Here is a 25,565-nt window from a genome sequence, read left to right as displayed (position 1 = left end):
CGCCCGGACTAGCCGAGCGCCCAGAGGATGGCCTTGCCGAACCCGTAGTCCAGGCCCGCCACGATGGCCGTCATGACCACGACGAAGACGATCACCACACCGGTGTAGGTCAGGAGCTCGCGCCGCGTCGGCCAGATGACCTTACGGAGTTCGCTGACGACCTCACGGAAGAAACCACCGATTCGGCTGAGAGGACCACGCCTACGCGGCTTCTTCTTGGAGCCCTCCGCGTCGTCGGCAGAACGCTCGGCGACCGCAGTCCCACCACCGCTGGTGACCGAAGAGTCGGCGTCGTCCGGAACGTCACCACCGTCGGCGGCGTTGGCGAGCACCTCGTCGTCGCCCGGGACGTCGTCACCGGGCCGGTCCTTCTCGGCCACTTCGCCCTACTTCCGTCGTCGGTGGAGAACTTTCCTGTCAGCGCTCGACCGGACGCGGAATTTGTGCGAACCGCGCACCGGGCGGGCACGTCTAGGAGGGTTGCGCAGGGGTGACAGGACTTGAACCTGCAGCCTGCGGTTTTGGAGACCGCTGCTCTGCCAATTGAGCTACACCCCTATGCGGGACCGTCATCGCTAGGATTCAGTGCCCCACGGCGCATCAGTGTACGGGTAAGCCGGGCGTTATCCCAACCCGGGTTGTCCCACCCGGGGCTTACCTCTTCCTGACAAGCGCCTGCGCCAATGAGAGTACCTTGTCGCCGTTGCAGGTCGCAGTGAGGCTCAACCTGGTGTGTCCCTCCGCGGTGACCTCCTTCACCTTCGCCGACACCACGACCTCGGTGCCCTCGTCGGTGTCGGGCACCGGGACCGGGCGGCTGAACCGCACGTTGAACTCGACGACCGCGTCCGGGGCACCGGCCCAGAAGGTGACCGCGCGGCCCACCAGAGCCATCGTGAACATGCCGTGGGCGATGACGCCGGGCAGGCCCACACCCGTGGCGATCCGCTCGCTCCAGTGGATCGGGTTGAAGTCTCCCGAGGCGCCCGCGTAACGGACCAGGTCCGCCCGGGTCACCCGGAAGGTCTGCGGCTCGAGGCTCTCGTCGGTCATCAGGACTCCTCGGCGCGCTGGACGAGCTTGGACCAGACCGTGACGACGGGCTCGCCGGCCTCGGTGGTCACCTCGGTCCGGGTGGTGATGAACTGGTGGCCGCCGCGGCTGCTGATCTCGTCGACGCTGTTGACGCACACCAGGGCGTCACCGGCCACGATCGGGCGGGTGTAGGCGAACTTCTGGTCGCCGTGCACCACCCGGCTGTAGTCCAGGCCCAGAGCGGGGTCGTCGACGACCTGCCGGCTGGCCGACATGGTGATGGCGATCGGGAAGGTCGGCGGGGCGACCACGTCCGTGTAACCGATCGCGCGGGCTGCCTCAGGATCGTGGTACTCCGCGTCGGTGGCACCGATCGCCCGGGCGAACTCGCGGATCTTCTCCCGGCCCACGAGATAGGGCGCGGTGGGCGGCCAGATGCGGCCGACGAATGACTGGTCCAGGGGCATGCCCCACAAAATACTCTGCGCCGCCCGGAAGAATCCGGGCGGCGCAGAGTGAAAGATCGGGGTGTTGCGATGGATCAGCGCGTCTCGCGGTGCAGGGTGTGCTTGCCGTCACGCGGGCAGAACTTCTTGAACTCAAGACGGTCCGGGTCGTTGCGCCGGTTCTTCTTGGTGATGTAGTTCCGGTCCTTGCACTCCGTGCACGCCAGGGTGATCTTCGGACGGACGTCGGTCGCCTTGGCCACGGCGGGGTGCCTTCCTGCTAACGGGTTCTAACTGACAGCAAGCCAGCGTAGACGCTTGGTCTGCCGTTCTGCAAAGTGGGGTCCCCGGGTGGGGTCCACAGAAAAGTAGCGGTGGCCGGACTTGAACCGGCGACACAGCGATTATGAGCCGCTTGCTCTGCCATCTGAGCTACACCGCCGAGCCGGGCTTATAGTCCAGCGCCGGGCAGGGCGGGAACGAAACCCGGTAGAGCCCCCTTACGGAATCGAACCGTAGACCTTCTCCTTACCATGGAGACGCTCTGCCGACTGAGCTAAGGGGGCTTGCCGCTTGCGATCACTCGCTCGCTGCAGGAGTAACATTACACGGCCTCGCGGCCGGGGTGAAATCAGTACCCCCCTCTCGGCGAAACGCCTGCTCAGAAGGCGAGTCAGATGACCGCCCGGAGCCGCCTGATCTCGCCGGTGGGGGTGGATTCCAGCTCCGTCTGAGCACTGAGCCAAGCCTCCAGCCGCTCGTACGGCAGAGGACGGCTGAAGAGGTAACCCTGACCGATCTCGCAGCCCATCTCCTCGAGCAGCTCCAAGGTCAGTTCGCTCTCCACACCCTCGGCCACCACGGCGAGACCGAACTCGCGGGACAGGCCCACCACGGCCCGCACGATCGCGAGATCACCGGTGTCGGTCGCCATGCCCTGCACGAAGTTGTCGTCGATCTTCACCTCGTGCACCGGCCACTGCCGCAGGTACGCCAGGGAGGAGGCACCCGTCCCGAAGTCGTCCACACTCAGCCGCACCCCGAGGTCGCGCAGCCGGTAGAGGCTGGGCAGCACCCGCTCGATGTCGCTGAGCATGCCCGGCTCGGAGATCTCGAACGTCAGCTGCCCCGGCTCCACCCGGTGCTCCTCCAGCAGCTCCCCCACCAGATCCGGGAACCGGGAGTCGAGCAGGGTCCGGGCGGACAGGTTGACCGAGATGGAGAGCGGGCGATCCGCCGCCGCCCAGTCCCGGCAGCGGCGCAGGCCGGCGGTGAGCACCACCTCGGTCAGGCGGGCCAGCTGCCCGGTGTGCTCGGCGACCGCCACGAAGTCCTCGGCCGCCACCTCGCCGTGCGCCGGATGCACCCAGCGGGCCAGGCACTCCACCCCGACCACGTGCCGGTCGGCGAGCGTCACCTTGGGCTGGAACCAGACCTCCAGCTGGTCGTTGTCGAGCGCGCGCCGCAGATCCGCCGCGATGCCGAGCCGGCGGACCACCCGCGACTCCAGGGCCGGGTGGAAGGGCTGCACGCCGTACGGCAGGGCCTTGGCGGAGTTGGCGGCCAGCTCGGCCCGCTGCACCAGGCTCTCCGGGTCCGACCCGTGGTCGGGGTAGACGGCGAGCCCCACGGCGGTGTCCACGTCCAGGGTGAGCGAGCCGACCGTCATCGGGCCGCGCAGGCTCTCCCGCATCTGGGTGGCGAGCGCGATGGTCGCCTCCAGGCTCTCCGCCCGCAGGGTCACCACGAACTCGTCGCCGCCGATCCGGCCGACCAGGGCACCCGGGCCGGCGATCGCCCGCAGACGTTCGGCGACCTCGGCCAGCAGCTTGTCACCGGCGGCGTGACCCATCGACTCGTTGACGTCGCGCTGGCCGTCGACGTCGAACAGCAGGACGGCGACGACCTCGTTCTCCACCTGGACGGTGACGGACTCGGCGAGCGCGTCGAGAATCCGGCGGCGGTTCGGCAGGGCGGTCAGCCGATCGTGGTACGCGTCGTGGCGCAGCCGGTCGACCAGCCGCGAGTTCTCCACCGCGACCGCCGCGTGTGCCGCGATGGTCTCCAGGATCTGCACGTCGGTGTCGCGCAGCGTCGCGTACGGCCCGAGGCGGTTCACCACCTCCAGGGTGCCGATCACCGTCTGCCCGGAGCGCAGCGGCACGACCACGACGTCACGCAGGCCGGCCCGCCGCAGCGTGCCCCGCAGATCGGTGGTCTCCTCGAACTGGCTGCCCACGGCGACCGCGGAGCGGGCCGTGACGGCGCGCTCACGGATCTCGGCGGGGGTGGGTGCGATGTCGAGCAGACCGGCCTCGTCGTCGACCCGGGCGGTCAGCAGGACCTCGGGGTAACGCCCCTGTGCGGAGAGGTAGAGCGTGGAGAACTCGGCCCGCATCAGGGCCCGCACCCGCCCCAGCAGCACGTCCGGAAGCCCACCGTCGGCGGCCTGGTCGCGGACCGCCAGGGTGAGCTCGTAGACCTCGGCCAGGGTCCGGTGCTGGCGGAAGAACCCGGCGACCGACCGGAAGGCCAGCACCAGGGCGGTGATCAGGATGATCAGCAGAATCGCGGCCCACGGCGTCGCCTCGAGCGTGACCAGGAAGACCAGGCCGATGACGATGTTGATCGCGGCGATGATGAACGCCGGGACGCTGGACCTCAGGACCTCCTGGCCGGCCCGTGAGCCCTGCACCACCCGGAAGACGGCGGCCACCGCCATGTGCGAGGTGACGGCACTGGCCATGGCGGCCACGAAGAGCACCACCCAGGCACTCGGATGGGTGCCGTCGGTGCGCGGGAAGACGGCGACGATGAGCACCGCGATGGTGGCACCGGCCGCCGTCTTCACGACGTTGAACCACAGTTTGGTGGGTTCCAGCCGGTTCTGCAGATGCGTCGCGAGAGCCGCGAACGTCATCGCCAGGACGACCGTGACCGACGGCAGGAAGTGCAGCGCCAGGACGAGAGGAATCTCGGTGACGACGATGAAATACGTCTGCCGCCGAATATAGATCTGCGTAACCGCCGTGTTCGCGATATAAGCGCCTATGGCGACGCAGACACCACCGAACCAGGCGTCATACCACTCCGGATCTGCGACCCAGAGTCCGATTATTCCGATGAGTGCGAAGACCGCCAGTGGCCCCGTGATCAACCATGATTTGGCCTGGGAACGACTGGCCGGTACCCGAGACCCGGTCATGGCGCTCCCTGCCTCCTACTTCCACCGGCGGTGCATAGGGTGGCGCTATCTGTCAGCCCCAGCCCGTTTCGCCGTTGGTGTAGACCGTCGTAGTGGGTTCGCCCGTTTCATAAGTGGCTGCTTGCGCAGCGGCAGCGCCGCCGAACACCGCGGCCAGCAGGAAAACGAGGCCCGCGGTGAAGCGGGCCATCTTCCTTGCAGACATAGTTGGCTCCTCGTGGGGGGAGTCGCATCGGTTGGGGGGTTCCATGATGGTGCCACACCGGTTGTGCGACGGGGAGTGTCCACCGGCGGGTCGCCACGAGGTACCGTCAAATCCTGGCCGAACGGTTGAGTAAGGGTGTCGTTCCATACCCTCACAATTGACAGCTTTGCGTCCGATTTAAGGGATAAGTGAGTGACACTCACGCCAGATCGAACGGCAGAGCCGACACCACGCCGACGTCACGGCGAGTCGCGAAATCGTGACGCTCCCCGCATGCAGGGATCGCTCTCCGTGAAGTCAGCGACCGGAGAGCGGTCGCGAAAGCCGGACCGCGGCCCATGGTGACCGCCGCACGGAGCACCAGCGCGGTGTCCAGACCCGGCGTGATCGTCAGAAGCGCACCGAGCACGCGAACGAGAGAACCGCGTCAGCCAGATCCACGGCGGAACCCTTCGCGGGTCTTCAGCGGTGCGGGCGGAACCTGACGAGGGCGACCATCACCAGGACGATCGCGAGCAGCGCCAGACTGGTCCGGGACTGCCCGGCCGGGAGCAGGGCGCCCACCATCAGGATCATCACGGCGACGCCCATCAGCAGGTGATAGCAGCCGCCCTCCCAGGAGGTGGCGAACGCCCGCGTGATCAGCGCCGGCACCCGGCCGCCGAGCAGCATCCGGGCGCCCAACGCGGCAAGAGCGAGGCCGATGAGGCCGCCGAACACCGCGGGCGCCATCGGCTCAGTCTCCTCGGCCCGGGCCCACGGTTCATCCCCTTCCCGCGCCCCGGACCGTGATCCACCACTCAGCGGTAGTTGTCGAACTGCAGCGCGACGCCGAAGTCCTCCTGCTTGAGCAGTGCGATGACCGCCTGCAGGTCGTCCCGCTTCTTGCCGGTCACCCGCAGCTGGTCACCCTGGATCTGCGCCTGCACACCCTTGGGACCCTCGTCCCGGATCTTCTTGCTGATCGCCTTGGCCTTGTCCGTCTCGATGCCCTCGACGACCTTCAGATCGATCTTGTACGTCTTGCCGGACTGCCGCGGCTCACCGGCGTCCAGCGACTTCAGCGAGATGTTCCGCTTCACCAGCTTCTCCTTGAAGACGTCGAGCGCGGCCGTGGCCCGCTCCTCGGTCTCCGAGGTGATGGTGAACGCCTCCCCCGACTTGGCGAGGGTGGTGTTGGTGCCCCGGAAGTCGAACCGGGTGCCGAGCTCCTTCTCCGCCTGATTGAAAGCGTTGTCGACCTCCTGCCGGTCGACCTTGCTGACGATGTCGAACGACGGGCTGGCTGCCATGATCAAACTCCTGCGACTGGGTTCGTGTCGATGTCGTCGCCCGGGCCGGTTCCGGCCCGCGACATGCCGACCGTACCCGGTTGCGAAGGCGGGTGGCGGTGCGGCTATTCTTATGTCCGCTGCTGCGGGAAACCGCGGTGGATGCCCAGGCGGGTTGCCCGAGCGGCCAATGGGAGCGGACTGTAAATCCGTCGCGAAAGCTACAGAGGTTCGAATCCTCTACCCGCCACAGGCAGGCAAGAAAGCCCCTCACCACGGTGAGGGGCTTTCTTCATTTCTCAACCCGTTCGGGCTCGCGGAAGTGGTGGGTCAGGTCGGCCGCCAGGCGGGTCAACTCCTCGCCGGCCTCCAGCACGAAGACCGCCCGCGCCGACCACGAGGTGGCGTTCAGGGAACGGCGGGGTCCTACGCCGACCGCGACAGCCGCCTCTCGACGTCGTCGCGCAGGCCGGCCGGCAACTCGTCCGCGTCCAGCAGCCGACCCAGCCGCGACGCGTCATGCATGTAGATCTCGAACGCCTCGGTCACCGTCACCCCATGGGCCGGCCGCGGCCGTACCTCGATCCGGTCACCGACCCGGATCGCCCCACTCTCCACGATGCGGAGATAGGCCCCGGTCCGGTTGGCCTCCGCGAACCGCTTGATCCAACGCGGCTCGCCCATCCGGTGCTGGAACGTCGCGCACGGAATCCGTCCGAACGTCACCTGCAGCACGACCTCAGGGCCGACCGCCCAGCGCTCCCCGATGACCGCGCCCAGCAGGTCCACGCCCTCGGTCGTCAGGTTCTCCCCGAAGAGCCCGTGCGGAAGGTCCCGCCCCAAGGTTGCCGACCACCACGCGTAGTCCTCCACCGCGTACGCATAAATCGCCTGATCGTCCCCGCCATGATGATCCACGTCGCCGATGTAGTCACCGATCAGCCCGCTGTGCAGACCTGTCGTTTTCGGGCCGGGCGGGCGCACCGTCACCGGGTGGGTCACCGGGCGTTTGCCGATGCCCGTCGCCGGCACGTTCTTGGCGGGGTTGGGTTCGGCGCCGCCCATGTTCAGGGACAGGATGACTCCGCTGCTCATGACGCGTTTCCCCCTCAGCTCGGGTCGGCCCCCAAAGACCCGGGTCGGCCCCGAAAGGCTCAGATCGGCTCCCAAAGGCTCAGATCGGCTTCCAAAGGCTCAGGTCATCCTCCCGTCCCCGAGAGGGACCCGCATCCGATTTCTACAGCCCCCAGGCTTTGGCGATCCGGGCCAGGCTGTCGGTACGGGTGGCCGGGTCGTAGACGGTTCCGGCCAGCATCAGTTCCGCCGCACCGGTCCGTTCGACCAGCTGGTCGAGGGCGGCGACCACTTCGTCGGCGGTCCCGGCGAACTGGGTGCCGGGCAGGGACGCGAGGACCGCCTGATCCATGTCGGACAGTTCGCGCTTGGCGGCCTCTTCCGGCGAGATGATCGGGCCGAGGCGCCCGGTCCGCAGGCTCAGCGCCATGATCCGGCTCGGGCCGGCGAGGTACTGCGCCTCTTCGGTGGTCTCGGCGGCCATCACTGACGCGCTGACCATCAGGTGTGGTTCCGGGAACTGCGCGGAGGGCTGGAAGCCGTCGAGGTAGAGCCGTGCGGCACTGTCCACGTCGGAACTCGTCGCGAAGTGATATGCGTAACAGAACGGCAGGCCCAGTCTTGCGGCGAGCTGCGCGCCGTAGGTGGACGAGCCGAGGATCCAGATCTCCGGGTAGCTCTCCTGCACCGGTGTGGGCCGCAGCCGGGGCGGGGTCGGCGACAGCATCGACATCAGGGTCTGCAGGTGTTCCGGGAACTTCTCCACCGTCAGGTACGGCGAGACGCCCCGTAACGCCATCGCGGTGGCCTGGTCGGTGCCCGGCGCGCGGCCGATGCCCAGGTCGATCCGGTCCGGGTAGAGCCCGGCCAGCAGGGAGAACTGTTCGGCGACCACGAACGGCATGTGGTTGGGCAGCATCACGCCGCCGGAGCCGATCCGGATCCGGGAGGTGTGCGCGCCGACCGCGCCGAGCAGGACCGGCGGCGAGGTGGAGGCGACGGCCGGCATGTTGTGGTGTTCGGCGACCCAGAACCGGGAGTAGCCGAGGTCATCGGCGGCCTTGGCGATCTCGATGGTGCCGCGCAGGGCATCGGCGCTGCCGTGGCCTTCGCGGACCGTCGCGAGGTCGAGCACGGACAGGGGAACGCGGTGGGATGCGCTCATGAGGCAATCCGTTCTGGTGAGTACAGGAGGTCGAAGCCCTCCCGGATCAGGTGGTGCAGGCCTTCGACGCCGGTGTCCGGGTCCCATCGGGGGCAGACCGTGTTCAGCACCGTGCGGGCGGTGTTGACCAGTAGGTCGAGGTGCAGGTCGTCGATCGGCTGCCGGGTTGCGGCCCAGGCGCGTACCGCGTCCCAGAACCGGTCGGCGACCTCCCGGGAGCAGCAGCCGTCCAGTTCCGGTGAGGCGCGCAGGACGCGCCGTTGCCGGGCCATCCGGTCGGCGGTGGCCGCGGTGTATCCCAGGATCAGTTCGCGCAGCGCGGTCCGGATCGGTTCGCCGGACGGTCGTGCCGTGGTGAGTTCGGCCCAGAGCCGCGGTTCGTCCGGGTCCGGGTCGAAAAGTACCGACTCTTTGGCGTCGAAGTAGTTGAAGAACGTGCGCCGGGAGATCCCCGCTTCGGCGGCGATGTCGTCGACCGACACCGCGTCGAAGCCGCGCTCACCCATCAGTCGCAGGGCGGTGTCGCGTGCCGTCCGCCAGTTGTCGAGTCTGCTCTGCCGCACGTCTCGACCGTAGCTCGACTTGCACTCAGTGCAAATCCAAACAGACCTTTTGCGGGGTACGCCTCCGTGAGAGTCCCGTCTACCCGCCGGCCCGGGCGCGCCCTCAGGCGGGATCGACGGCCAACGCCGTGGACGGCTGGACGCCGGCGTTCCGGTCGGCACGGGCCAACGTGTTCTCCGGAAGAGCCGCCACCGCCGCCGCGATCAGCAGACCCGCCGCCGGGTAGACGAACGCCCAGACCAGCCCACCCGGCTGGTCCACGATCAGCCCGACGACCGCGCCGCCGGCCGCACTGCCCGCCACCGAGACGGTGACCAGCCAGGTGTACGCCTCGTTCAGCATCCCGGCCGGGGCGATCCGGCTGACCAGGTTGTTCTCCACGGTCAGCGCCGGCGCGATGGTGGCGCCCCCGACCACCAGCGCCGCCCCCAGCCAGACCGGGCCCGGCATGAACGGCAGCACCAGGAAACTCACGCCCACCCCGGCCAGCAGCCAGGCGAACTGGCGGGTCAGCGCCATCGCCGGACGGCGGGTGCCGAACCAGATGCCGCCGACCGCACTGCCCAGCCCCCAGACGCCGAGCAGGACCCCGGCCAGCGACTCGCCGCCGCCGTGCTCCGACGCCCAGGCGGTCACCACCACACCGGCCGCGCCGAACGCGTTGCCCAGGGCGGCGATGCAGACCAGCAGTACCGGGAACCCGCTGACCCGCAACGGCCCGAGCCCCCTCGTGGCGTGTTCCGCCGCGGTCGCGCCGTGCCGCCGCATCACCGGCAGCCGCACGATCCACGCGGTGCCCGCCAGCGTGGCCACCGCCGAGCAGATCAGTGCCGCCTCCGGGCCGCCGTCCGACGCCACGAGCACCCCGACCAGGATCGGCCCGAGCACGAACACCAGCTCGAACAGGGACGTCTCGGCGGCCATCGCGGCGGACCGCAGTTCGAGGTGCCCACTGCCGGCCGACGTCATGTCGGTCCAGGCCCGGCGGATCGCCGCGGTCAAGGGTGGGTACGTGGCACCGGCCACCGCCGTCGCCACGAAGATCAAGCCGACGGATCCGCCGCGGTGGTGCGCGGCCAGGATGACGGCGACCAGGGCGAGCGGGTGGACGACCGCGGTCGCCAGCAGGATGGGCGCCGCACCGATCCGGTCGGCGAGGCGCCCCGCGATCGGGCTCAGCGCGGCGCCGGACAGCGCGTAGACCCCACCGGCCAGACCGGCGACGGCGTACCGGCCGGTGACCTGTTCGACCAGCATGAGCAGGGCCAGCGCCGTCATGCCCAGGCCGAGCCGGGCCGAGATGCCGGCCACCAGCAGGGTCGGTCCGCCCGGGAGCCGCCACACGCCGAGGTACTGACGCAACGCGGTCACGGGCGGACCTCCGGAAGGAGCAGAAGTGAGGCGGGACGTCACCCGAGGCTAGCTTCGGCCGGATATTTACACAGCTGAAATAGTCCTGGTGTCGCGCTGCTCACTACCCCTTGCTACCGACGACTTCCAGTGAGTGCGGCCTGCTCGTGGAGCCGGCGGATCCGCTCCTGCATCGGCGGGTGCGTGGCGAAGAGGGAGGCCATGCCCCCACCCCGGAACGGGTTGGCGATCATCAGGTGGGCGCTGCTCGTCAGGGTGCCGTCGGCCGGGAGCGGTGCGCGTTGCGTACCGAGATGAATCTTCTCCAAGGCACTGGCCAGCGCGAGCGGATCGCGGGTCAGCGTGGCGCCGGAGGCGTCCGCCTGGAACTCCCGGTTCCGGCTGATCGCGAACTGGATGATCGTCGCCGCCAGCGGTCCCAGAATCATCATGAGAAGCAGCGAAGCCGGGTTCGGCCCGTCCTCGTCGTCCGAGGAGCCGAACGGCAGGAAGATCGCCAGCTGCGCCAGCATGGTCACGATGCCGGCCAGCCCCGCCGCCACACTGGAGATCAGAATGTCCCGGTTGTAGACGTGCGACAACTCGTGACCGATCACCCCGCGAAGCTCGCGCAGGCTGAGGACCCGGGTGATCCCGACCGTGACGGCCACTGCGGCGTGCTCCGGGTCACGGCCGGTCGCGAACGCGTTGGGCTGCATCGACGGCGAGACGTAAAGCCTCGGCATCGGCTGGCCGGCGTCTCGGGAGAGTTCCCGCACCATCGCGTACAACTCGGGGAACTCGGCCTCGCTGACCGGCTGCGCGCCCATGGACCGCAGCGCGATCCGGTCGGAGAAGAAGTAGCTGACGGCGTTGGTCACCAGCGAGACGACCACGGCGAGCACCAGACCCGTGCCGCCGCCCAGCCAGTAACCCACGGCCAGGATCAGGCTCGTGAGCAGACCCAGCAGAGCTGCCGTCTTGAGACCGTTGTGTTGGCTGTGCACTGTCACTCCTTCGAACGCTTGGGTTCGTACTTGGAGAACAGCTCCCACCTCCGCATTTCATCCGATTACGCGTTGTGAGTTCGCTGTGTGCAGCCCGTCACAACGGTTCGTCCTGCCCGGTCGGCCGATCCAGCCTCGACCGACATTTCGCCGATGGGGGGACCGCATGACCGAGGAGCACTCCTGCTGCGCCGACACCACCGGCGCACGTTCGAACTCCTCCTGGTGGAGGGCCTGCTGCCCCCCGTTCCTGCTCTTCGCGGGTACGGCCGTGATCCGCACCGGGCCGGCCGACTACCACTGGTTCCCCGTGCCGGCGAACATCACCATCGGGTTCTGGGCCCTGCTCGTGCTGCCCGCCTTCGCGAATCAGCGCCACGACCCGGCGCCGACCAGCACCTACTAGCTGTATCGAAGTAGGGGCGGAGCGGTCAGCGACGGACGAGAGAGCGCGTGTCGAGTGCGAATCGGAACGGGAACTCGGAGGTCAGACTCGCGCCGGTGTTCGCGACGGTCTCCTCGACGTAGTGCCGGCCGTCGAGACGCCGTCATCCAGCGCGTTCGCCAGGCGGCGGGAGAGGCGCTGATGGCTCATGCTCGGCGCGGGGCTCACCACCAGGCTCCCATCGATGAGCTCGATCCTGTCCGTCGTCTCGCCGAGCGCAAAATACTCGCCCTCAGTCCATGGACCGACGTGGCCAACCACTCCCACGCTCATCGGCGACGTCACCTCCAGCAGCGGCTCATCACAGGTTGCCTCCGTCCACGGTACGGCACCTCAGGTAGGCACGGCGTCCCCGGAAACCAGCACGTCGGCGTGATGAGAGCCAAGGCCAGCGAGGGTCGAGGCGCCGGGATCTTCGGACTCGGCGGGGCCGAACGTGAAGTGGGTGGTGAACACCAGTTTTTCGGCGACGTTCAAGGCGACCGCTGCGCGGTGGATGTCTCGGGCGACCCGGATGGTGATCTCGTCACCGATGACCGGGACCGTCCGCTCGATGTGTGTCCGGATCTCGACCGAGCCGGGGTCGACTCCGGCGAAGGAGAGCATCGACGGCACGTCGGCATCCAGGTCGAGGTCGGTCTCTCGTCCGCCGGTCAGACCGGGCACCTGAGGGCTCCGCACGGTCCAGCCGTACTGCCCCTCGTGGCTGTAGATGAGGTCGATCGCCTTCAGGTCAGGCACGTCCGATCACCTCCGCGGCTTCGTCCAGACTCAGGCCGACTTTATCGGGCGAAAACGATCTCGATGGATGCGGGCGGGGTCAGAGGAGGGCGTTGAAGAGGGCCTGCGGGGCGAACCCCAGGGCCACCGCGGCCACCATCGTCAGCGCCAACGTCAGGCGGACCGGGAACGGGACCGGAACGTGCGGATGGGTGGCGGCGTCCAGCAGGACCGGGTCTGCCACCGAGAGGCCCACCCGGGGCGGCAACGTGTAGAGCAGGGCGCCCACCCGCACGTAGTAGGCCAGCGCCACCACCGCGTTGACCACCACCACCGCCGCCAACCACGTCCAGTTCGCGGCGACCAGGGTTTCGACCACGGTCAGCTTGGCGAACAGGCCGGCCAGGCCCGGGGGCAGGCCGGCCAGACCTGCCAGGGCCAGCACCATCGTGGCGCCCAGCCAGGGGCTGCGACGGCCGGCGCCGCGGTAGTCGTCCAGGGTTCCGCCGTCGTCTCCGGGTAGGCGGAGGGCCGACAGCACGCCGAAGGCGAGCAGTTCCAGGATGACGAAGAAGACCGCGTACGCCAGGGCCGCGGCCACCCCTGCGGAGCCCAGGGCCAACGCTGCCAGGATGTAGCCGGCCTGCGCGACCGACGACCAGGCCAGCAGGCGGACCATCCGGGACTGCCGGAGGGCCACCAGATTGCCGATGGTCATCGTGAGTACGGCCAGGACCGCCACCACCGCGCCGGTGTCCAGGCGGGCGACCACGGCGGCCAGGGCCAGCACGCCGCCCAGTTTCGAGGCCGTCGACAGGTACGCCGCCACCGGGATCGGGGCGCCGTCGTAGACCGTCGGGGCCCACGCGTGCAAGGGGACCGCGGCCACCTTGAAGGCGAGGCCGATCATCAGGAGGGCGGCGCCGACGTCGGCCAGCGCCGCGAACGGTGGGGCCGCCGGGAACGGGGCGGTCAGGTGGATCGAGCTGGTGGCGGCGTAGTGCAGGGCCGCGCCGAGCAGGGCCACCGCGGTGGAGACCACGCTGACCAGGAAGAACGTCAGCGATGCCGCGGCCGGGGCGGTCGTTACGCGTTCGCCGGGGGCGAAGCGGCGCAGGCCTACCAGCACGTACAGGGGAAGGGTCAGGGTTTCCAGGCCGACGATCAGGGTGATCAGGTCGCCGGCGTAGCCGACCACGACGCCGCCGGTCATCGAGCAGGCCAGCAGGAAACAGAACTCGCCTGCGGGGGCGACGCCGAGGCGCAGGGCCGGTGTCGAGAAGACCAGGACGGCGGCGGTCAAGGCCGCGAACAGCGCTGCGGCGACCGCCGCGGGCCAGGTGGGCAGCCAGGAGCAGCCGCCGGGTACGCAGAAGGTGGGTTCTGCCGTGGCGGTGGCGAACGCGGTCACCGCCACGGCCACGGTGCCGAGCAGGGTGGCGCCGACCGTCACGACCCGGCGGCCGGTGAACAGGTCGGCCAGCAGGGCCAGGACGGCGGTGCCGGCGGCGGCGTACAGCGGCAGGAGGGCCAGGTGCCCGACGGTCTGACTGCTCACGGACGGCCTCCCGTCAACAGGCCCTCGAGCGGCAGCGACACGTCGGACAGCACCAGCGCCGGCAGCAGGCCCACCGCCAGTGTCAACAGCACCAGCGGCGCCCAGGCGAACCATTCCAGACCGGCGATCGTGGGGCGCATGGCGCGTACCTCCGGAGTCGCCGGGCCGTGCGTGACCTGGCGGAGCAGGCGCAGGAAGTAGGCGGCGGTCAGGGCGCCGCCGATCGCGGCCACCACCGCCAGGGAGGTCCAGAACACGCCACCCACGCGGACCGCGGCGACGACCGCGAACGCCTCGCCCCAGAAGCCGGCCAGGCCGGGCAGGCCCAGCGAGGCGATCGCCGCGAAGCCGAGCAGGCCGGCCAGCCGGGGTGAGCTCTCCCGCAGGCCGCCCAGCTGGTTGATCGAACCCGTACCCGAGCGCTCCTTGATCGTGCCCACCAGGAAGAACAGCAGGCCGGTGATGAGGCCGTGCGCCACGTTGCCGATCAGGGCCGCCTCCAGGCCGATGGTGGTGAAGGTGGCGATGCCGAGCAGCACGAAACCCATGTGACCGACACTGGAGTAGGCGATCAGCCGTTTCAGCTCGTGCTGGCGCAGGCAGATCAGCGCGCCGGCGACGATCGCGATCACGGCGAGCAGGCCGAGGACCGGGCCGGCGGCGTGGGCCGCGTCCGGGGCGACGCCGAGACCGACCCGGATCAGGCCGTAGGTGCCCATCTTCAGCAGCACGCCGGCCAGGATCACCGAGCCGACCGTGGGCGCCTCGGTGTGGGCGTCCGGCAGCCAGGTGTGCAGCGGCCAGAGCGGGGCCTTCACCGCGAACGCGATCAGCAGCAGGGTGAAGGCGAGCGCCTGCGTGCCCCGGCCGAGGGTGTTCTGGCCGGTCAGGGCGACCAGGTCACCGGTGCCCGCGGCGGCGAGCACGGTGACCACGCCGAGCAGCAGCAGCACCGAGCCGGCCAGGGTGTACAGCACGAACTTGCGGGCCGCCCGGCGGCGTTCCGGGCCGCCCCAGCCGGCGATCACGGCGTACATCGGCAGGAGGACGACCTCGAAGAACACGAAGAACAGCAGCAGGTCCAGCGCCAGGAAGGTGCCCAGCACCCCCACCTCGAGGACCAGGAGCAGCGCGGCCAGGGCACGTCCGCTGCCGCCCTCCGGGACATTCTTGACCGTGTACGCGCAGCAGAGCACCGTCAGCAGCCCGGTGAGCGCCACCAGCGGATAGGAGACACCGTCCACACCGAGGTGGAAGTCGAGTCCGAGTGCCGGCACCCACGGCACGTGCACGTCCGTCCACGGGATCAGCGCGGGTGGACGATCGTCGAGTGGCGTGTACGCGAACCACCCGAAATCAGTCGGCCGCATGACCGGGACGACCAGTGTCAGCAGGAACGTCAGGCCGGCGAAGACGGTGGCGACGACCCGGGCCTGCCGGTCGCGGGCGCTCGGCAGCACGGCGGTGACGATCGCGCCCAGCGCCGGGACGACGAGGAGCGCGACCAGCAGCACCTGCGCGGCCGACCAGTCCGGGTCGAGGTAATCGTGGTACATCAGATCAGGGCTCCCCACCACGCGACGAGCCCGAGGACGAGGGCGCCCGCGCAGACCGCGAGCACCGCGGCGGGCAGGCCCACCCGGTGTGCCAGGGCGAGCAGGCCACCGAGCCGGCTGGTCAGCGTGCCGGTGCCGTGGACCGCGGCGTCGACCACCCGGATGTCACCGGCGGTCACCAGGCGGGCCAGCGCTCTCACCGGCACCACGACCAGCCGGTGCTGGACGTCGTCGAGGCGGAACCCGGCGGCGAACAGCGGACGGAACCGGCCCAGGGCGCGCGCCGGGTCGACGCCGGGTGCCGCCCACCAGAGCCACCATGCGGTGCCGGCGCCGGTGACGAGCAGCAGCATCGGCAGGGCGACGGCCACCCCCAGGTGCGGATCCTCCAGTTCCAGGGCGGTCCGGAAGCCGGGGGCGAACGCGGCCAGGCCGAGCAGCGCGGCCGGGACGGACAGCACGATCAGCGGCCACCGCATCGTGGCCGGCGGGTCGTGCGGGACGTCGGCGCCCGCGTAGTGGGCGTCACCGAAACCGACGGCCCATTCCGTCCCGTGCCCACGGTTCGTGCCGAGGAAGGCCCGCAGCAGCAGCCGGGTCGCATACCAGGCGGTGATCCCGACGGCGAGCAGCGCGGCCACCCAGACCAGCCAGCCGGCCCAGACCGGCGCCGGCCCACCGCCCTCGGTGGCGTGGGCGGCCGCGGTCAGCACGTTCTCCTTGGACCAGAAACCCGACAGCGGCGGCAGGCCGGCCAGCGCGCCGAGGCCGATCACGAACGCGGTGAAGGTGACCGGCATGTGTTCGCGCAGGCCACCCATCCGGGACAGCAGGTTGGTGCCGACCGCGTGGATCACCGCCCCGGCGGCCAGGAACAGCAGCGCCTTGAACGCGGCGTGGGTGAGCAGGTGGAACAGGGCCGCGGCGGGCGAACCGACGGCCAGCGCGCCGGTCATGTAGCCGATCTGGCTCACCGTCGACCAGGCCAGCACGCGTTTCAGGTCGTCCTGGGCGGTGGCGGCGAGCGCGCCGAGCAGGATGGTGACCGCGGCCGACACGGCGAGCACGGCCAGCGCGACCGGGGACTGTTCGAAGAGCGGGTAGAGCCGGAAGACCGCCCACACTCCGGCCGCGACCATGGTGGCCGCGTGGATCAGGGCGGAGATCGGCGTCGGTCCGGCCATCGCGTCCGGCAGCCAGGTGTGCAGCGGGAACTGGGCGCTCTTGCCGGCCACCCCGGCCAGGATCAGCAGCAGCGCGGCGGTCAGGGTGCCCGGTGAGTAGTCGGTGGTCAGCACGCCCGGCAGCCACGAGGTGCCCGCCCCGGCGATCAGGATCGCGATGCCCAGCAGGAACCCGACGTCACCCACCCGGGTGACCAGGAAGGCCTTCACCGCGGCGGCGGGCGCCTCCGGCAGCCGGCGGTCGTGACCGATCAGCAGGTAGGAGCAGGCGCCCATCACCTCCCAGCCGATCAGCATCCAGATCAGGTCGTCGGTCGCGACCACCACCAGCATCGCGGCGGTGAAGACGCTGATCTGGGCGGCGTAGGGGGCGTACCGCGCGTCGTCGTGCAGGTAACCGACCGAGTAGATCTGCACCAGCAGAGCGACCAGGCAGACGGCGATCGCCAGGTAGGCCGCCCCGGCGTCGACCATCGTGCCGAAAGTGACGGTCAGGATGCCGAAGTCGTCGGGAACCCAGAAGGATTCCTCGGGCGGGACATGAGGATCGAAGGCCAGCCGGATCGCGAGCAGCAACGCCCCGGCCGCCCCCGCGACACCGAGGATCGCGGCGATCCTCCTGCGTGGTCCCTCCCCGTCGCCCGGCGGCAGCAGGAGACCGATCAAACCCATGATCAGGGGTACGAGCGGAAGCAGGGGTCCCGCGACATCCACGCTCACCCGGCCACCCGTTCCTCGTCCGCGTCAGCGTCCAGCCGCACCTCGTCGGTGATCACTGCCTGCCGCATGCGGTAGAACTGCAGGACGATCGCGAGTCCGACGCCCACCTCGGCGGCGGCCAGCACGATCACGAACAGGGCGAAGACGCCACCGGTCGGGCCGGCCACGCCCTGGGCTGCCGGGGCGGCCCACGACTCGACGAGCACGCCGGACAACGCCGAGCGCACCGAGACGTCCGCGGTGACCAGGATCAGGTTCACCGCGTTCAGCATCAGCTCGACCGCCATCAGGACCAGGATCGCGTTCCGGCGGCGCAGAACGCCGTAGACACCCAGGCCGAACAGCAGAGCACCCACGACGTAGGGGATGACGACGTGCATCAGGAGCTCCCCTCCCGCGCAGCCAGATCCGGGCGGGACAGGATGATCGCGCCGACCAGGGCGGACAGCAGCAGGATCGACAGCACCTCGAACGGCAGCACCCAGGCGCCGAAGATCTCCTCGCCCATCCGCTCGGCGGTGGCCGGATCGGGCGCCGGATAGCGCACCCAGCGGAAGGCGTCGGCGAACAGCGCGGACAGGCCCAGTCCGGCACCGGCGCCGACCAGTGCGGCGGGCAGAGCCGGGCGGTCCAGATCGGCGGACGGGCCGATCGGGGCGCGGGTCAGCATCACCGCGAACAGCAGCAGCACGACGACCGCGCCGATGTAGACCAGGATCTGCACCCAGGCGACCAACTCGGCGCCGAGGACCAGGTAGAGGCCGGCGAGGGCGCCCAGGCTGACGACCAGGTAGAACCCGGACCGCACCAGGTGGCTGGAGGTGACGACGAGCGCGCCCGAGCCGACGGCCACCACGCCGAGGGCCAGCAGCAGCACGTCCGCGACGGTCACCGGCCGGGCTCCGGGTTCGGGTTCTCGGGATCCGGCTCCGTTGACCGGGGTTCCTGCACGGAGCGCTGGGGGGCGGTCCCCGTGGCGCGCGAGGGTGGGACGGCTCGGGGTGCGGTTGTGGGAGTGGTAGCTCGTACAGCGGAAGGTCTTGCGGTCTTGGCGGCAGTGGCCGCGCCCGGGCCTGCGGCCTTGCGTGCCGCGGTGGCCTCCTCCTTGCTCGGCTCACCGAGCACGTCGTGCGCGGGCGGCGGAGGAACGGTGCGCATCCACTCGCCCAGCCGGTCCTTGTCGTGCAGCAGGGACAGCACGTCGGTCTCGGCGTATTCGAACTCGGGCGTCCAGTGCAGCGCGTCGAACGGGCAGACCTCGATGCAGATCCCGCAGTACATGCAGAGGGAGTAGTCGATGTCGAACTTCTCCAGCACGTTGCGCTGGCGGGCGCGCGCGGCGCCCGGGACGACGACCTCCTCCTTGTGCGAGTCGATGTAGATGCACCAGTCCGGACACTCGCGGGCGCAGAGCATGCAGACCGTGCAGTTCTCCTCGAGCAGCGCGATCACGCCACGCGAGCGGGGCGGCAAATCCGGTTCGACATCCGGGTACTGCTGCGTCGTGGAGCGCCGTGTCATCGTCTTGAGCGTGACGGCAAGCCCGTCGAGCAGGCCTTTGCCGGGCGCGATGCGGTCGCCTTCATCACTCACAAGGAGATATCCTGCCCCTCTCGCCCGAGTGACGCGACCTCACCCCCGGTGGATCTTCCGGTACGGTGAGCGAACGGGTTGAGCGATCCCGCCTGGAGGCCCCGATGACCGCTGCCATGAGCGATGTCCCACCGGCGGACGGCTGGACGGTCGAGGATCTCGACTCCTTCCCGGAAGACGGCGTGCGTCGCGAGCTACTCGATGGAGTCCTGCACGTGTCCCCCTCCCCTGCACCGAGTCACCAGGTCATCGCCGGTCGGCTGATGGTTTTCCTGGAGGAGAACTGTCCGGATCACTACCACGTCAGCCAAGCGAACGACGTGATCCTTTCGCCGCAACGGGTCTTCATACCCGATGTCCTCGCTACCACCGATCTGGCAGCCAGCCGCAATGCGAAGTTCATGGCGGACGAGGTCGTTCTGGCGGTCGAGATCATCTCGCCACGGTCACAGAGCATGGACCGGGTGATGAAACCCGCCCTCTACGCGAAGGCCGGAATTCCGTTCTACTGGATGATCGAGGTCAAGAACGGCCTGACCGTGCACACCCACAAGATCGACTTTGACGAGAAGATCTATAAGCCGACAGGCAGCTTCACCGACACGATCACGCTCGATGAGCCCTGGCCCATCGAGATCTCCATCGCGCGGCTGACCCCTCGTCACATCTGATCATGTGAGGGTCTTCACGGCGACGGTGAGGACGAGCTGGGCCAGGGCGACCGGGACCAGGATCAGCCAGCAGAGGCGTTGCAGCTGGTCCTCGCGCAGGCGGGGATACGTCACACGGAACCAGATGATCACGAAGGACAGGGCGAAGATCTTCAGCAGGGTCCAGAGCCAGCCCAGGTGATCCTCGAACGGACCGTGCCAGCCGCCCAGGAACAGGACCGTGGTCAGGGCCGCGATGACGACGATGCCGACGTACTCGGCGAGCAGGAAGAACGCGAAACGCAGGCCGGTGTACTCGGTCATGTAACCGAAGACCAGCTCGGAGTCGGCGATCGGCATGTCGAACGGGGGACGGCGGATCTCGGCCAGACCGGCGACGAAGAAGACCACCGCGGCCGGGGCCTGCCAGACCAGCCACCACGGGCGCCACGCCTCGACGATACCGGGCAGGCTGAGCGTGCCGGCCGCCATCGCGACGCTCGCGGCCGCGAGCACCAGGGGCAGCTCGTAACCGAGCATCTGCGCGGCGCCGCGGACCCCGCCCAGCAGGCTGTACTTGTTGGCCGACGCCCACGCCGACATCAGCACCGCGACCACCCCGATGCCCAGCACCGCCAGGACCAGGAACAGGCCGATGTCCAACGGCTGGGCGACCAGGCCCGGGCCGATCGGGATGGTCAGGATGACTATCAGGTACGGGAACAGGGCGACGATCGGTGCCAGCCGGAAGATCGTGCGATCAGCATCGCGCGGAGTGATGTCCTCCTTCTGCACGAACTTCACGCCGTCGGCGACGAGTTGCGCCCAGCCGTGGAAGGCGCCGGCGTACATCGGACCGACCCGGCCCTGCATATGCGCCATGACCTTGTGCTCGGCCTGCCCGATGACCAGCGGCAGCACCAGGAAACCGGCCATCACGGCGGCGATCCTGATCAGCAGGTCCAGCCAGAGCGGCATCAGTCGGTCCCGTCCTCGGCACGACGCGGCGGACGGGCCGGACGGGCCGGACGGGCCGCGCGAGCCGGCGCCTCCGGTGCGGGCACCTTGCCCTTCATCGGGCCCCACTCGTTCGGGTCGGGGACACCCGGCGGGCGCATCGGCGCGCGCTTGGCCGCGCCGCCCTCCGCCTCGCCCGGCTCCTTCGCGCCCGGCCACGGCTTCGCGACCCGGGACGCCAGCACGAACTCCTTGCGCAGCGGGTGACCCTCGAACTCCGGGGGCAGCAGCAACGGCCGCAGCCCGGGATGCCGGGCGAACCCGATGCCGAACATCTCGTGCGTCTCACGCTCGTGCCAGTCGGCGCCCGGATAGAGGTCCACCAGGGACTCGATCACCGGCTCGGCGCGGGGCACCCGGGCCCGCAGCAGCAGGCCGTGCCGCCGGCGGGTGGACCACAGGTGGGCGATCACCGAGAAGCCGCCGTCCAGTTCGTCGACGGCCGACAACCAGTCGAAGAAGTCGCAACCCAGCGCACCGGCGTCGCGGGCCGCCTCGGCGGCGAACCACCATCGGGCGGCCGGCACGTCGACCACGGCACGCGCGTGCCCCGGGCCGCCACCGGACACCGAGGCAACGACCTCGCCGGTCCCGGCGTCCTCGGTCGCCAGCAGAACGACCAGCCGCTCACCGACCTCTTCGGGCGTCATGCGTCACATCCTATGATCCGAGCGGGACCTGTAACCTTCCGCCGGGTGGGGACGTATCCGCGTCGATGACTTCCATCGCCGACTCTCGATCGGATCAGCCGCGTGCCACGCGGGACGATCCGCCGTCCTTCGACGAGCTCTACGCCGCGCACTACGCCGGCCTGATCGTGCAGTTCTACGCGTACTTCGGGGACCGGCAGGAGGCCCAGGACGTCGTCCAGGAGGCGTTCTGCCGGGCACTGGCCCGCTGGCGGACCGTCTCGACCTACGAGGACCCGGTCGCCTGGGTCCGCAAGGTCGCCTGGAACCTGGCGGTCAGCCGGTGGCGACGGGCCCGGACCGCGCTCGGATTCGTCCGCCGGCAACGCCTGGAGGAGCCGCGGACCGACGGCCCCGGACCGGACCGGGTCAGCCTGGTCGCCGCACTCGGCACCCTGCCGCCGAAACAGCGGCGGGCGCTGGTCCTGCACTACCTGGGTGACTTCACGGTGGCCGAGATCGCCGAACGGGAACGGGTCGCCGACGCCACCGTCCGGTCCTGGCTGCACCGGGGGCGTACCGCGCTGGCCGCCGAGTTCGAGGGGGAGTCCCGGTGACCGACATCGACCAGCTCTTCGCCGAGCTCCGCACCCGGACGATCGCCGAGGTGCGGCCACCGTCCGTGGACACCGTCCACCGGATCGTGCGGCGCCGCCGGGCCGTCCGGAACGCCGTGGCCGGCACGGTCCTGCTGGCGCTGGGCGGAACCGGCCTGCTGCTCCTGCCGGGTGAGCCGGAACCGGACGCGCCGGACCCCCGGGCGGGGTACGGCACCATCGCCGCCGCCACCGTGAAACTGGATGTGGCGACACCCCGGCTCGGCGCCCTGGTCACCGATCTGGGTGACGGCACCTGGCAGCACCGGCTGGAGCTGATCGGGGCCACCTACCGGACGACGCTGACCTGCGTGGGGGCCGGCGAGATCACCGCGGTCCTGACCCCGGCGGGCGGCGACCCGTCCCGGGTGGTGGTGCCGTGCACCGCGGAACCCCTGGAAACCATGATCGATGTGGTTCTCGGCGGGGACCTCGGGACGCTCACCACCGAGGTCGTGCCGGACGACGTGGCCGCGGAGAGTGCCGCGTTCGCGTACACGACGGCGCTCTCCACGGCTGATCAGGACCGGCTCGGCAAGCTGGCCGGCGGGGTGGTCGGCGGGGTGGTCGGCGGGGTGGTCGGCGGCCTCACCACACCCGCGTTCGTCCTGGGCGACACGACGCCGGCGATCGAACAGCGCCTGACGGGCGCGGCCTATCAGGCCACGGCGGCGTGTGCCGGCACCGGCAGCGCGACGTTCACCGTGGTGGCGACAGGCGCGGACAACACGGAAACGGTCCTCGGGCAGACCCGGGTGACGTGCTCCCCCGCCCCGAAACCGATGACGGTGACCGTCACCTATCCGGCCGGGGCCACCGCGCTGGCACTACGGCTCGCCCCGGAGGCGGACGCGTACGGCCAGGCGGTCGGTGTGGTCGGCTACCGACCGACCTGAAATTGATCGACTGATTACCGCAACCGGCCGGGCGGGGCGGGCGTGTAATGGCCGTGACAGCCACAGCCAGCACCGGAGCGGAGGCACGGATCGTCGTGCGCCGGGAACCGCCACCGTCCTTCGACGAGGTGTACGCGGCCCACTACGCGGACCTTGCCGTGCAGCTCTACGCGTACTTCGGGGACCGGCAGGAGGCCCAGGACATCGCACAGGAGGCGTTCTACCGAGCGCTGGTCCGGTGGGGTGGCATCGCCGAATACGACGATCCGGTCGCCTGGATCCGCAAGGTCGCCTGGAACCTGGCGGTCAGCCGGTGGCGACGGGCCCGGACCGCGCTCAGCTTCCTGCGGCGGCAGCGGGCGGCCGAGACGCACAGCGACGGGCCGGCCCCGGACCGGGTGGCCCTGGTCGCCGCGCTCGGCACACTGCCCGAATCGCACCGCCGCGCGGTCGTGCTGCACCACCTGGCCGACATGAGCGTGGCCGAGATCGCCCAACGGGAAGGCGTCGCCGCCGGAACCGTGAAGTCCTGGCTGCACCGCGGGCGGACCGCGCTCGCCGCCCACTTCGACGTCCACGACAGCACCGGAGGCACCCGATGAGCGACCGGATCGACCAGATGCTCGCCGACTTCCGGTCCGAAGCGCTGCCCGCGGTCCAGCCGCCGGGTACCGCGCCGCTGCGCCGGGCGGCCCGGCTGCGCCGCGCCGCGATCACCTCGGCGGCCGCGGCCGCGGTCCTCGGCATGGCCGCGCTGGTGGCGGTGGTCCGCCCGCCGACCGGGGCGGCACCGGCCGCCGACACCCCCGCCCCCTCCCGGCCGCCGGTCTACACGACGACCGCCCTCACCGACGCGGTGGAGAACGCACTGAACTACGAGACCGACCGGATCTGGACCGACCTCACCGACGGCACCCCGGTCGAGGCGACCCGAAAGACGCTCGGCGGGACGTACGACCTGACGGTCAGCTGCCCCGGCATCGGCGCGATGGAGGTGTCGGTCGACGCCGACCCCATCGTCACCACGGTCCCCTGCACCGACTCCGGTACGCCGATGACCATCCCGGTCACCGTGCCGGAACCGAACGGCGAACTGGCCGTCCGGATCGTCCCGCACGTCGCCGGGCCCCGCCAGGCCGCCGTCGGTTACCGCCTGGAGATGACCGCCGAGGACGTGACCCGGTGGACACAGGCCGCCGAGGACGCGCTGCCCCTCGGCGAGAAGCAGCGGTCCCGCGAGATGTACCTGCTCGGATCCAACCCCGGGACGGCGGACTCCAGCCTCGAACCCGGCACCTACCGGATCACCATGATCTGCCTCGGGTTCGGCAGCGCCGTCCTCCAGGCGGGTGACGCGCCCCTGGAGGACGGCGAACCGCAGGAGGGCGAATCCGACGACGTCGCTACCATCCCCTGCACGGTGACCGGCGGTAGACCAGTCACGGTCACCTACGACGTCACCGACGGCCTCAGCACCTTCCTGCGGCCGGACGGCACCGCCCGCAACACCAGCGTCGCGGCGCTCATGATCGAGAAGGTATGAGAGCACACCGTCGAATGAGGCCCCCTCAGGGAAGGGCTACCCTTTCGCCTATGTCCGTTGCACGCCGGGTGCGTATCGGGACGCGCTCCTCCCCCATGGCTCTCGCCCAGGTCGACCGGGTCCGCCGGATGCTCGCCGAACGGCGGCCCGAGATCGAGGTCGAGGTGCTGCCCCTGTCCACCAGCGGCGACCGCTGGCAGGGCTCACTCGCCGACCTCGGCGGCAAGGGCGCCTTCACCAAAGAGGTCGACCAGGCGCTGCTGGACGGCCGGGTCGACCTGGCCGTGCACTGTGTCAAGGACGTGCCCGGCGATCGGCCGGCTCCGGCCGGCACCGTGCTCGCCGCCTACCTGACCCGCGACGACGTGCGGGACTGCCTGGTCGACCCGGCCGGCCGGCGGATCGAGGACCTTCCCGCCGGGGCACGGATCGGGACTTCGGCCGTACGCAGAATGGCGCAGCTGGCGTTGCACTGGCCGCACCTGACCCCGGTGCCGATCCGCGGGAACGCCAACTCCCGCCTGGCGAAACTCGACGCGGGCGACTACGACGCCCTGCTGCTGGCGGTGTCCGGGCTGCACCGGATCGGCCTGCCGGAGCGGATCACCCAGCCGATCGACGTGGACACCTTCGTGCCGGCGGTCGGCTCGGGCACGCTGGTGCTGCAGTGCCGGCAGGACGATGAGGCGGCCCTGGAGACGGCGACGCTGCTCGGCGACCGGAACACCGCCCGGGAGACCGAGGCGGAACGCACCATGTTGCACATCCTGCAAGGCAACTGCCATTCGCCGATCGCGGGGTACGCCCGGACCGAGCCGGACGGGCGGATCAGCCTGCGCGCCCGGGTGATCAGCCTCGACGGCAAGACGGTGCTCGACGCCCACGAGTGGGCGACCGACCCGCTGGTGCTGGGCACGTCGGTGGCGGCGGCACTGCTCCGGCAGGGTGCCCGGGAGATCCTGGAAGACGCCGCCGGACGCTAGTGTCCTGCGCCGGAAATTCGGTCACAAAATCTGGCGATTGATTCGAGGATCTCCTCGGCGGTCTTGGTCCAGATGAACGGGCGCGGGTTGGCG

General features: G+C 70.1%; 29 protein-coding genes and 4 tRNA genes. 8 read left to right on the top strand and 25 right to left on the bottom strand.

Translation table 11 applies throughout. From position 1 onward, the window contains the following. Nucleotides 1–8: 8 nt before the first annotated feature. The 11 genes from secE to WH85_RS27955 form a co-directional block, all read right to left on the bottom strand. Nucleotides 9–380 carry a preprotein translocase subunit SecE gene (gene secE, locus WH85_RS28005; RefSeq protein WP_045745020.1) on the bottom strand — a complete coding sequence of 124 codons (372 nt, stop codon included), beginning with the start codon at nt 378–380 and terminating at the stop codon, nt 9–11. Nucleotides 381–485: 105 nt separating this feature from the next. Then, a tRNA-Trp gene (locus tag WH85_RS28000) sits at nt 486–558 on the bottom strand. 96 nt (nt 559–654) lie between these two features. Continuing rightward, entirely contained in the window at nt 655–1,053 is a 399-nt protein-coding gene (locus tag WH85_RS27995) for a MaoC family dehydratase (protein WP_045745019.1), read from the bottom strand. Then, a complete protein-coding gene (locus WH85_RS27990) occupies nt 1,053–1,502 on the bottom strand; it encodes a MaoC family dehydratase N-terminal domain-containing protein (protein ID WP_045745018.1) in 450 nt (149 codons plus the stop codon). The genes WH85_RS27995 and WH85_RS27990 overlap by 1 nt, the downstream gene beginning before the upstream one ends. 74 nt (nt 1,503–1,576) lie before the next feature. Beyond that, a complete protein-coding gene (rpmG, locus tag WH85_RS27985; RefSeq protein WP_045745017.1) occupies nt 1,577–1,744 on the bottom strand; it encodes a 50S ribosomal protein L33 in 168 nt (55 codons plus the stop codon). A gap of 106 nt (nt 1,745–1,850) precedes the next feature. After that, nucleotides 1,851–1,923: transfer RNA gene (locus WH85_RS27980), tRNA-Met, on the bottom strand. 51 nt (nt 1,924–1,974) lie between these two features. Further along, nucleotides 1,975–2,047: transfer RNA gene (locus tag WH85_RS27975), tRNA-Thr, on the bottom strand. Between the two features lie 107 nt (nt 2,048–2,154). Then, nucleotides 2,155–4,686, bottom strand: a complete 2,532-nt coding sequence (locus tag WH85_RS27970; RefSeq protein WP_045745016.1) for a putative bifunctional diguanylate cyclase/phosphodiesterase — start codon at nt 4,684–4,686, stop codon at nt 2,155–2,157. 52 nt (nt 4,687–4,738) lie between these two features. Continuing rightward, a complete protein-coding gene (locus WH85_RS50770) occupies nt 4,739–4,891 on the bottom strand; it encodes a hypothetical protein (protein ID WP_157411251.1) in 153 nt (50 codons plus the stop codon). A gap of 462 nt (nt 4,892–5,353) precedes the next feature. Next, nucleotides 5,354–5,623, bottom strand: a complete 270-nt coding sequence (locus WH85_RS27960; protein ID WP_045745014.1) for a hypothetical protein — start codon at nt 5,621–5,623, stop codon at nt 5,354–5,356. Nucleotides 5,624–5,691: 68 nt separating this feature from the next. Further along, entirely contained in the window at nt 5,692–6,183 is a 492-nt protein-coding gene (locus tag WH85_RS27955) for a YajQ family cyclic di-GMP-binding protein (protein ID WP_045745013.1), read from the bottom strand. Between the two features lie 148 nt (nt 6,184–6,331). Here WH85_RS27955 and WH85_RS27950 point away from each other — a divergent pair. Then, a tRNA-Tyr gene (locus WH85_RS27950) sits at nt 6,332–6,412 on the top strand. 176 nt (nt 6,413–6,588) lie between these two features. Here the strand turns inward: WH85_RS27950 and WH85_RS27945 are convergent. The 5 genes from WH85_RS27945 to htpX form a co-directional block, all read right to left on the bottom strand. After that, nucleotides 6,589–7,257 (bottom strand): MOSC domain-containing protein, encoded by a 669-nt coding sequence (locus WH85_RS27945; protein ID WP_045745012.1) that lies wholly within the window; start codon nt 7,255–7,257, stop codon nt 6,589–6,591. Nucleotides 7,258–7,399: 142 nt separating this feature from the next. Then, entirely contained in the window at nt 7,400–8,401 is a 1,002-nt protein-coding gene (locus tag WH85_RS27940) for an LLM class flavin-dependent oxidoreductase (RefSeq protein ID WP_045745011.1), read from the bottom strand. Then, a complete protein-coding gene (locus tag WH85_RS47465; protein ID WP_052720858.1) occupies nt 8,398–8,964 on the bottom strand; it encodes a TetR family transcriptional regulator in 567 nt (188 codons plus the stop codon). Before WH85_RS47465 ends, WH85_RS27940 begins: the two co-directional genes overlap by 4 nt. Nucleotides 8,965–9,067: 103 nt before the next feature. Next, nucleotides 9,068–10,336 carry an MFS transporter gene (locus tag WH85_RS27930; protein ID WP_045745010.1) on the bottom strand — a complete coding sequence of 423 codons (1,269 nt, stop codon included), beginning with the start codon at nt 10,334–10,336 and terminating at the stop codon, nt 9,068–9,070. 113 nt (nt 10,337–10,449) lie between these two features. Next, on the bottom strand, nt 10,450–11,322 hold the full coding sequence (htpX, locus tag WH85_RS27925) for a zinc metalloprotease HtpX (protein ID WP_045745009.1): 873 nt from the start codon (nt 11,320–11,322) through the stop codon (nt 10,450–10,452). A gap of 166 nt (nt 11,323–11,488) precedes the next feature. On the opposite strand from htpX, the gene WH85_RS27920 reads away from it, so the two are divergent. Continuing rightward, nucleotides 11,489–11,728, top strand: coding sequence for a hypothetical protein (locus WH85_RS27920; protein ID WP_045745008.1), 240 nt, complete (start codon nt 11,489–11,491; stop codon nt 11,726–11,728). A gap of 372 nt (nt 11,729–12,100) precedes the next feature. On the opposite strand, the gene WH85_RS27910 is transcribed toward WH85_RS27920, so the two are convergent. The 7 genes from WH85_RS27910 to WH85_RS27880 form a co-directional block, all read right to left on the bottom strand. Then, nucleotides 12,101–12,508, bottom strand: a complete 408-nt coding sequence (locus tag WH85_RS27910; protein WP_045745006.1) for a hypothetical protein — start codon at nt 12,506–12,508, stop codon at nt 12,101–12,103. A gap of 79 nt (nt 12,509–12,587) precedes the next feature. Next, nucleotides 12,588–14,045: an NADH-quinone oxidoreductase subunit N gene (locus WH85_RS27905; protein WP_045745005.1), complete on the bottom strand. Its 1,458-nt coding sequence runs from the start codon at nt 14,043–14,045 to the stop codon at nt 12,588–12,590. Further along, complete coding sequence (locus tag WH85_RS27900) at nt 14,042–15,601, bottom strand: complex I subunit 4 family protein (RefSeq protein ID WP_045745004.1); 1,560 nt, start codon at nt 15,599–15,601, stop codon at nt 14,042–14,044. Before WH85_RS27900 ends, WH85_RS27905 begins: the two co-directional genes overlap by 4 nt. Then, nucleotides 15,601–17,457: an NADH-quinone oxidoreductase subunit 5 family protein gene (locus tag WH85_RS27895; RefSeq protein WP_045745068.1), complete on the bottom strand. Its 1,857-nt coding sequence runs from the start codon at nt 17,455–17,457 to the stop codon at nt 15,601–15,603. Before WH85_RS27895 ends, WH85_RS27900 begins: the two co-directional genes overlap by 1 nt. A 44-nt stretch (nt 17,458–17,501) precedes the next feature. After that, on the bottom strand, nt 17,502–17,885 hold the full coding sequence (gene nuoK, locus WH85_RS27890) for an NADH-quinone oxidoreductase subunit NuoK (RefSeq protein ID WP_045745003.1): 384 nt from the start codon (nt 17,883–17,885) through the stop codon (nt 17,502–17,504). Beyond that, the gene (locus WH85_RS27885) at nt 17,885–18,397 is read right to left on the bottom strand and encodes an NADH-quinone oxidoreductase subunit J family protein (RefSeq protein ID WP_045745002.1); all 513 of its coding nucleotides are present in this window, start codon (nt 18,395–18,397) and stop codon (nt 17,885–17,887) included. Before WH85_RS27885 ends, nuoK begins: the two co-directional genes overlap by 1 nt. Then, entirely contained in the window at nt 18,394–19,098 is a 705-nt protein-coding gene (locus tag WH85_RS27880; RefSeq protein WP_245674125.1) for a NuoI/complex I 23 kDa subunit family protein, read from the bottom strand. The genes WH85_RS27885 and WH85_RS27880 overlap by 4 nt, the downstream gene beginning before the upstream one ends. A gap of 104 nt (nt 19,099–19,202) precedes the next feature. Between WH85_RS27880 and WH85_RS27875 the strand changes: the two genes are divergently transcribed. Continuing rightward, a complete protein-coding gene (locus WH85_RS27875; protein WP_045745001.1) occupies nt 19,203–19,769 on the top strand; it encodes a Uma2 family endonuclease in 567 nt (188 codons plus the stop codon). Here WH85_RS27875 and nuoH read toward each other — a convergent pair whose 3' ends face one another. Further along, a complete protein-coding gene (nuoH, locus tag WH85_RS27870; protein WP_045745000.1) occupies nt 19,770–20,726 on the bottom strand; it encodes an NADH-quinone oxidoreductase subunit NuoH in 957 nt (318 codons plus the stop codon). After that, nucleotides 20,726–21,415, bottom strand: coding sequence for an NADH-quinone oxidoreductase subunit C (locus tag WH85_RS27865; protein WP_045744999.1), 690 nt, complete (start codon nt 21,413–21,415; stop codon nt 20,726–20,728). The genes nuoH and WH85_RS27865 overlap by 1 nt, the downstream gene beginning before the upstream one ends. Before the next feature lie 65 nt (nt 21,416–21,480). Between WH85_RS27865 and WH85_RS27860 the strand changes: the two genes are divergently transcribed. Genes WH85_RS27860 through hemC form a run of 5 tightly spaced genes read left to right on the top strand, consistent with a single transcriptional unit; the run spans nt 21,481 to nt 25,472 of the window. Continuing rightward, on the top strand, nt 21,481–22,011 hold the full coding sequence (locus tag WH85_RS27860; RefSeq protein ID WP_045744998.1) for an RNA polymerase sigma factor: 531 nt from the start codon (nt 21,481–21,483) through the stop codon (nt 22,009–22,011). Then, entirely contained in the window at nt 22,008–22,946 is a 939-nt protein-coding gene (locus tag WH85_RS27855; protein WP_045744997.1) for a hypothetical protein, read from the top strand. Before WH85_RS27860 ends, WH85_RS27855 begins: the two co-directional genes overlap by 4 nt. 47 nt (nt 22,947–22,993) lie before the next feature. Next, nucleotides 22,994–23,548 (top strand): RNA polymerase sigma factor, encoded by a 555-nt coding sequence (locus WH85_RS27850; RefSeq protein ID WP_045744996.1) that lies wholly within the window; start codon nt 22,994–22,996, stop codon nt 23,546–23,548. Then, entirely contained in the window at nt 23,545–24,489 is a 945-nt protein-coding gene (locus tag WH85_RS27845; protein WP_045744995.1) for a hypothetical protein, read from the top strand. Before WH85_RS27850 ends, WH85_RS27845 begins: the two co-directional genes overlap by 4 nt. Before the next feature lie 50 nt (nt 24,490–24,539). Next, a complete protein-coding gene (hemC, locus tag WH85_RS27840; RefSeq protein ID WP_045744994.1) occupies nt 24,540–25,472 on the top strand; it encodes a hydroxymethylbilane synthase in 933 nt (310 codons plus the stop codon). Nucleotides 25,473–25,565: the final 93 nt, after the last annotated feature.

Source organism: Actinoplanes rectilineatus (genome assembly GCF_000962825.1).
Lineage (GTDB): Bacteria > Actinomycetota > Actinomycetes > Mycobacteriales > Micromonosporaceae > Actinoplanes > Actinoplanes rectilineatus.
The sequence above is the reverse complement of the archived record's forward strand: the minus strand, read 5'-3'. Positions and strand labels throughout refer to the sequence as shown.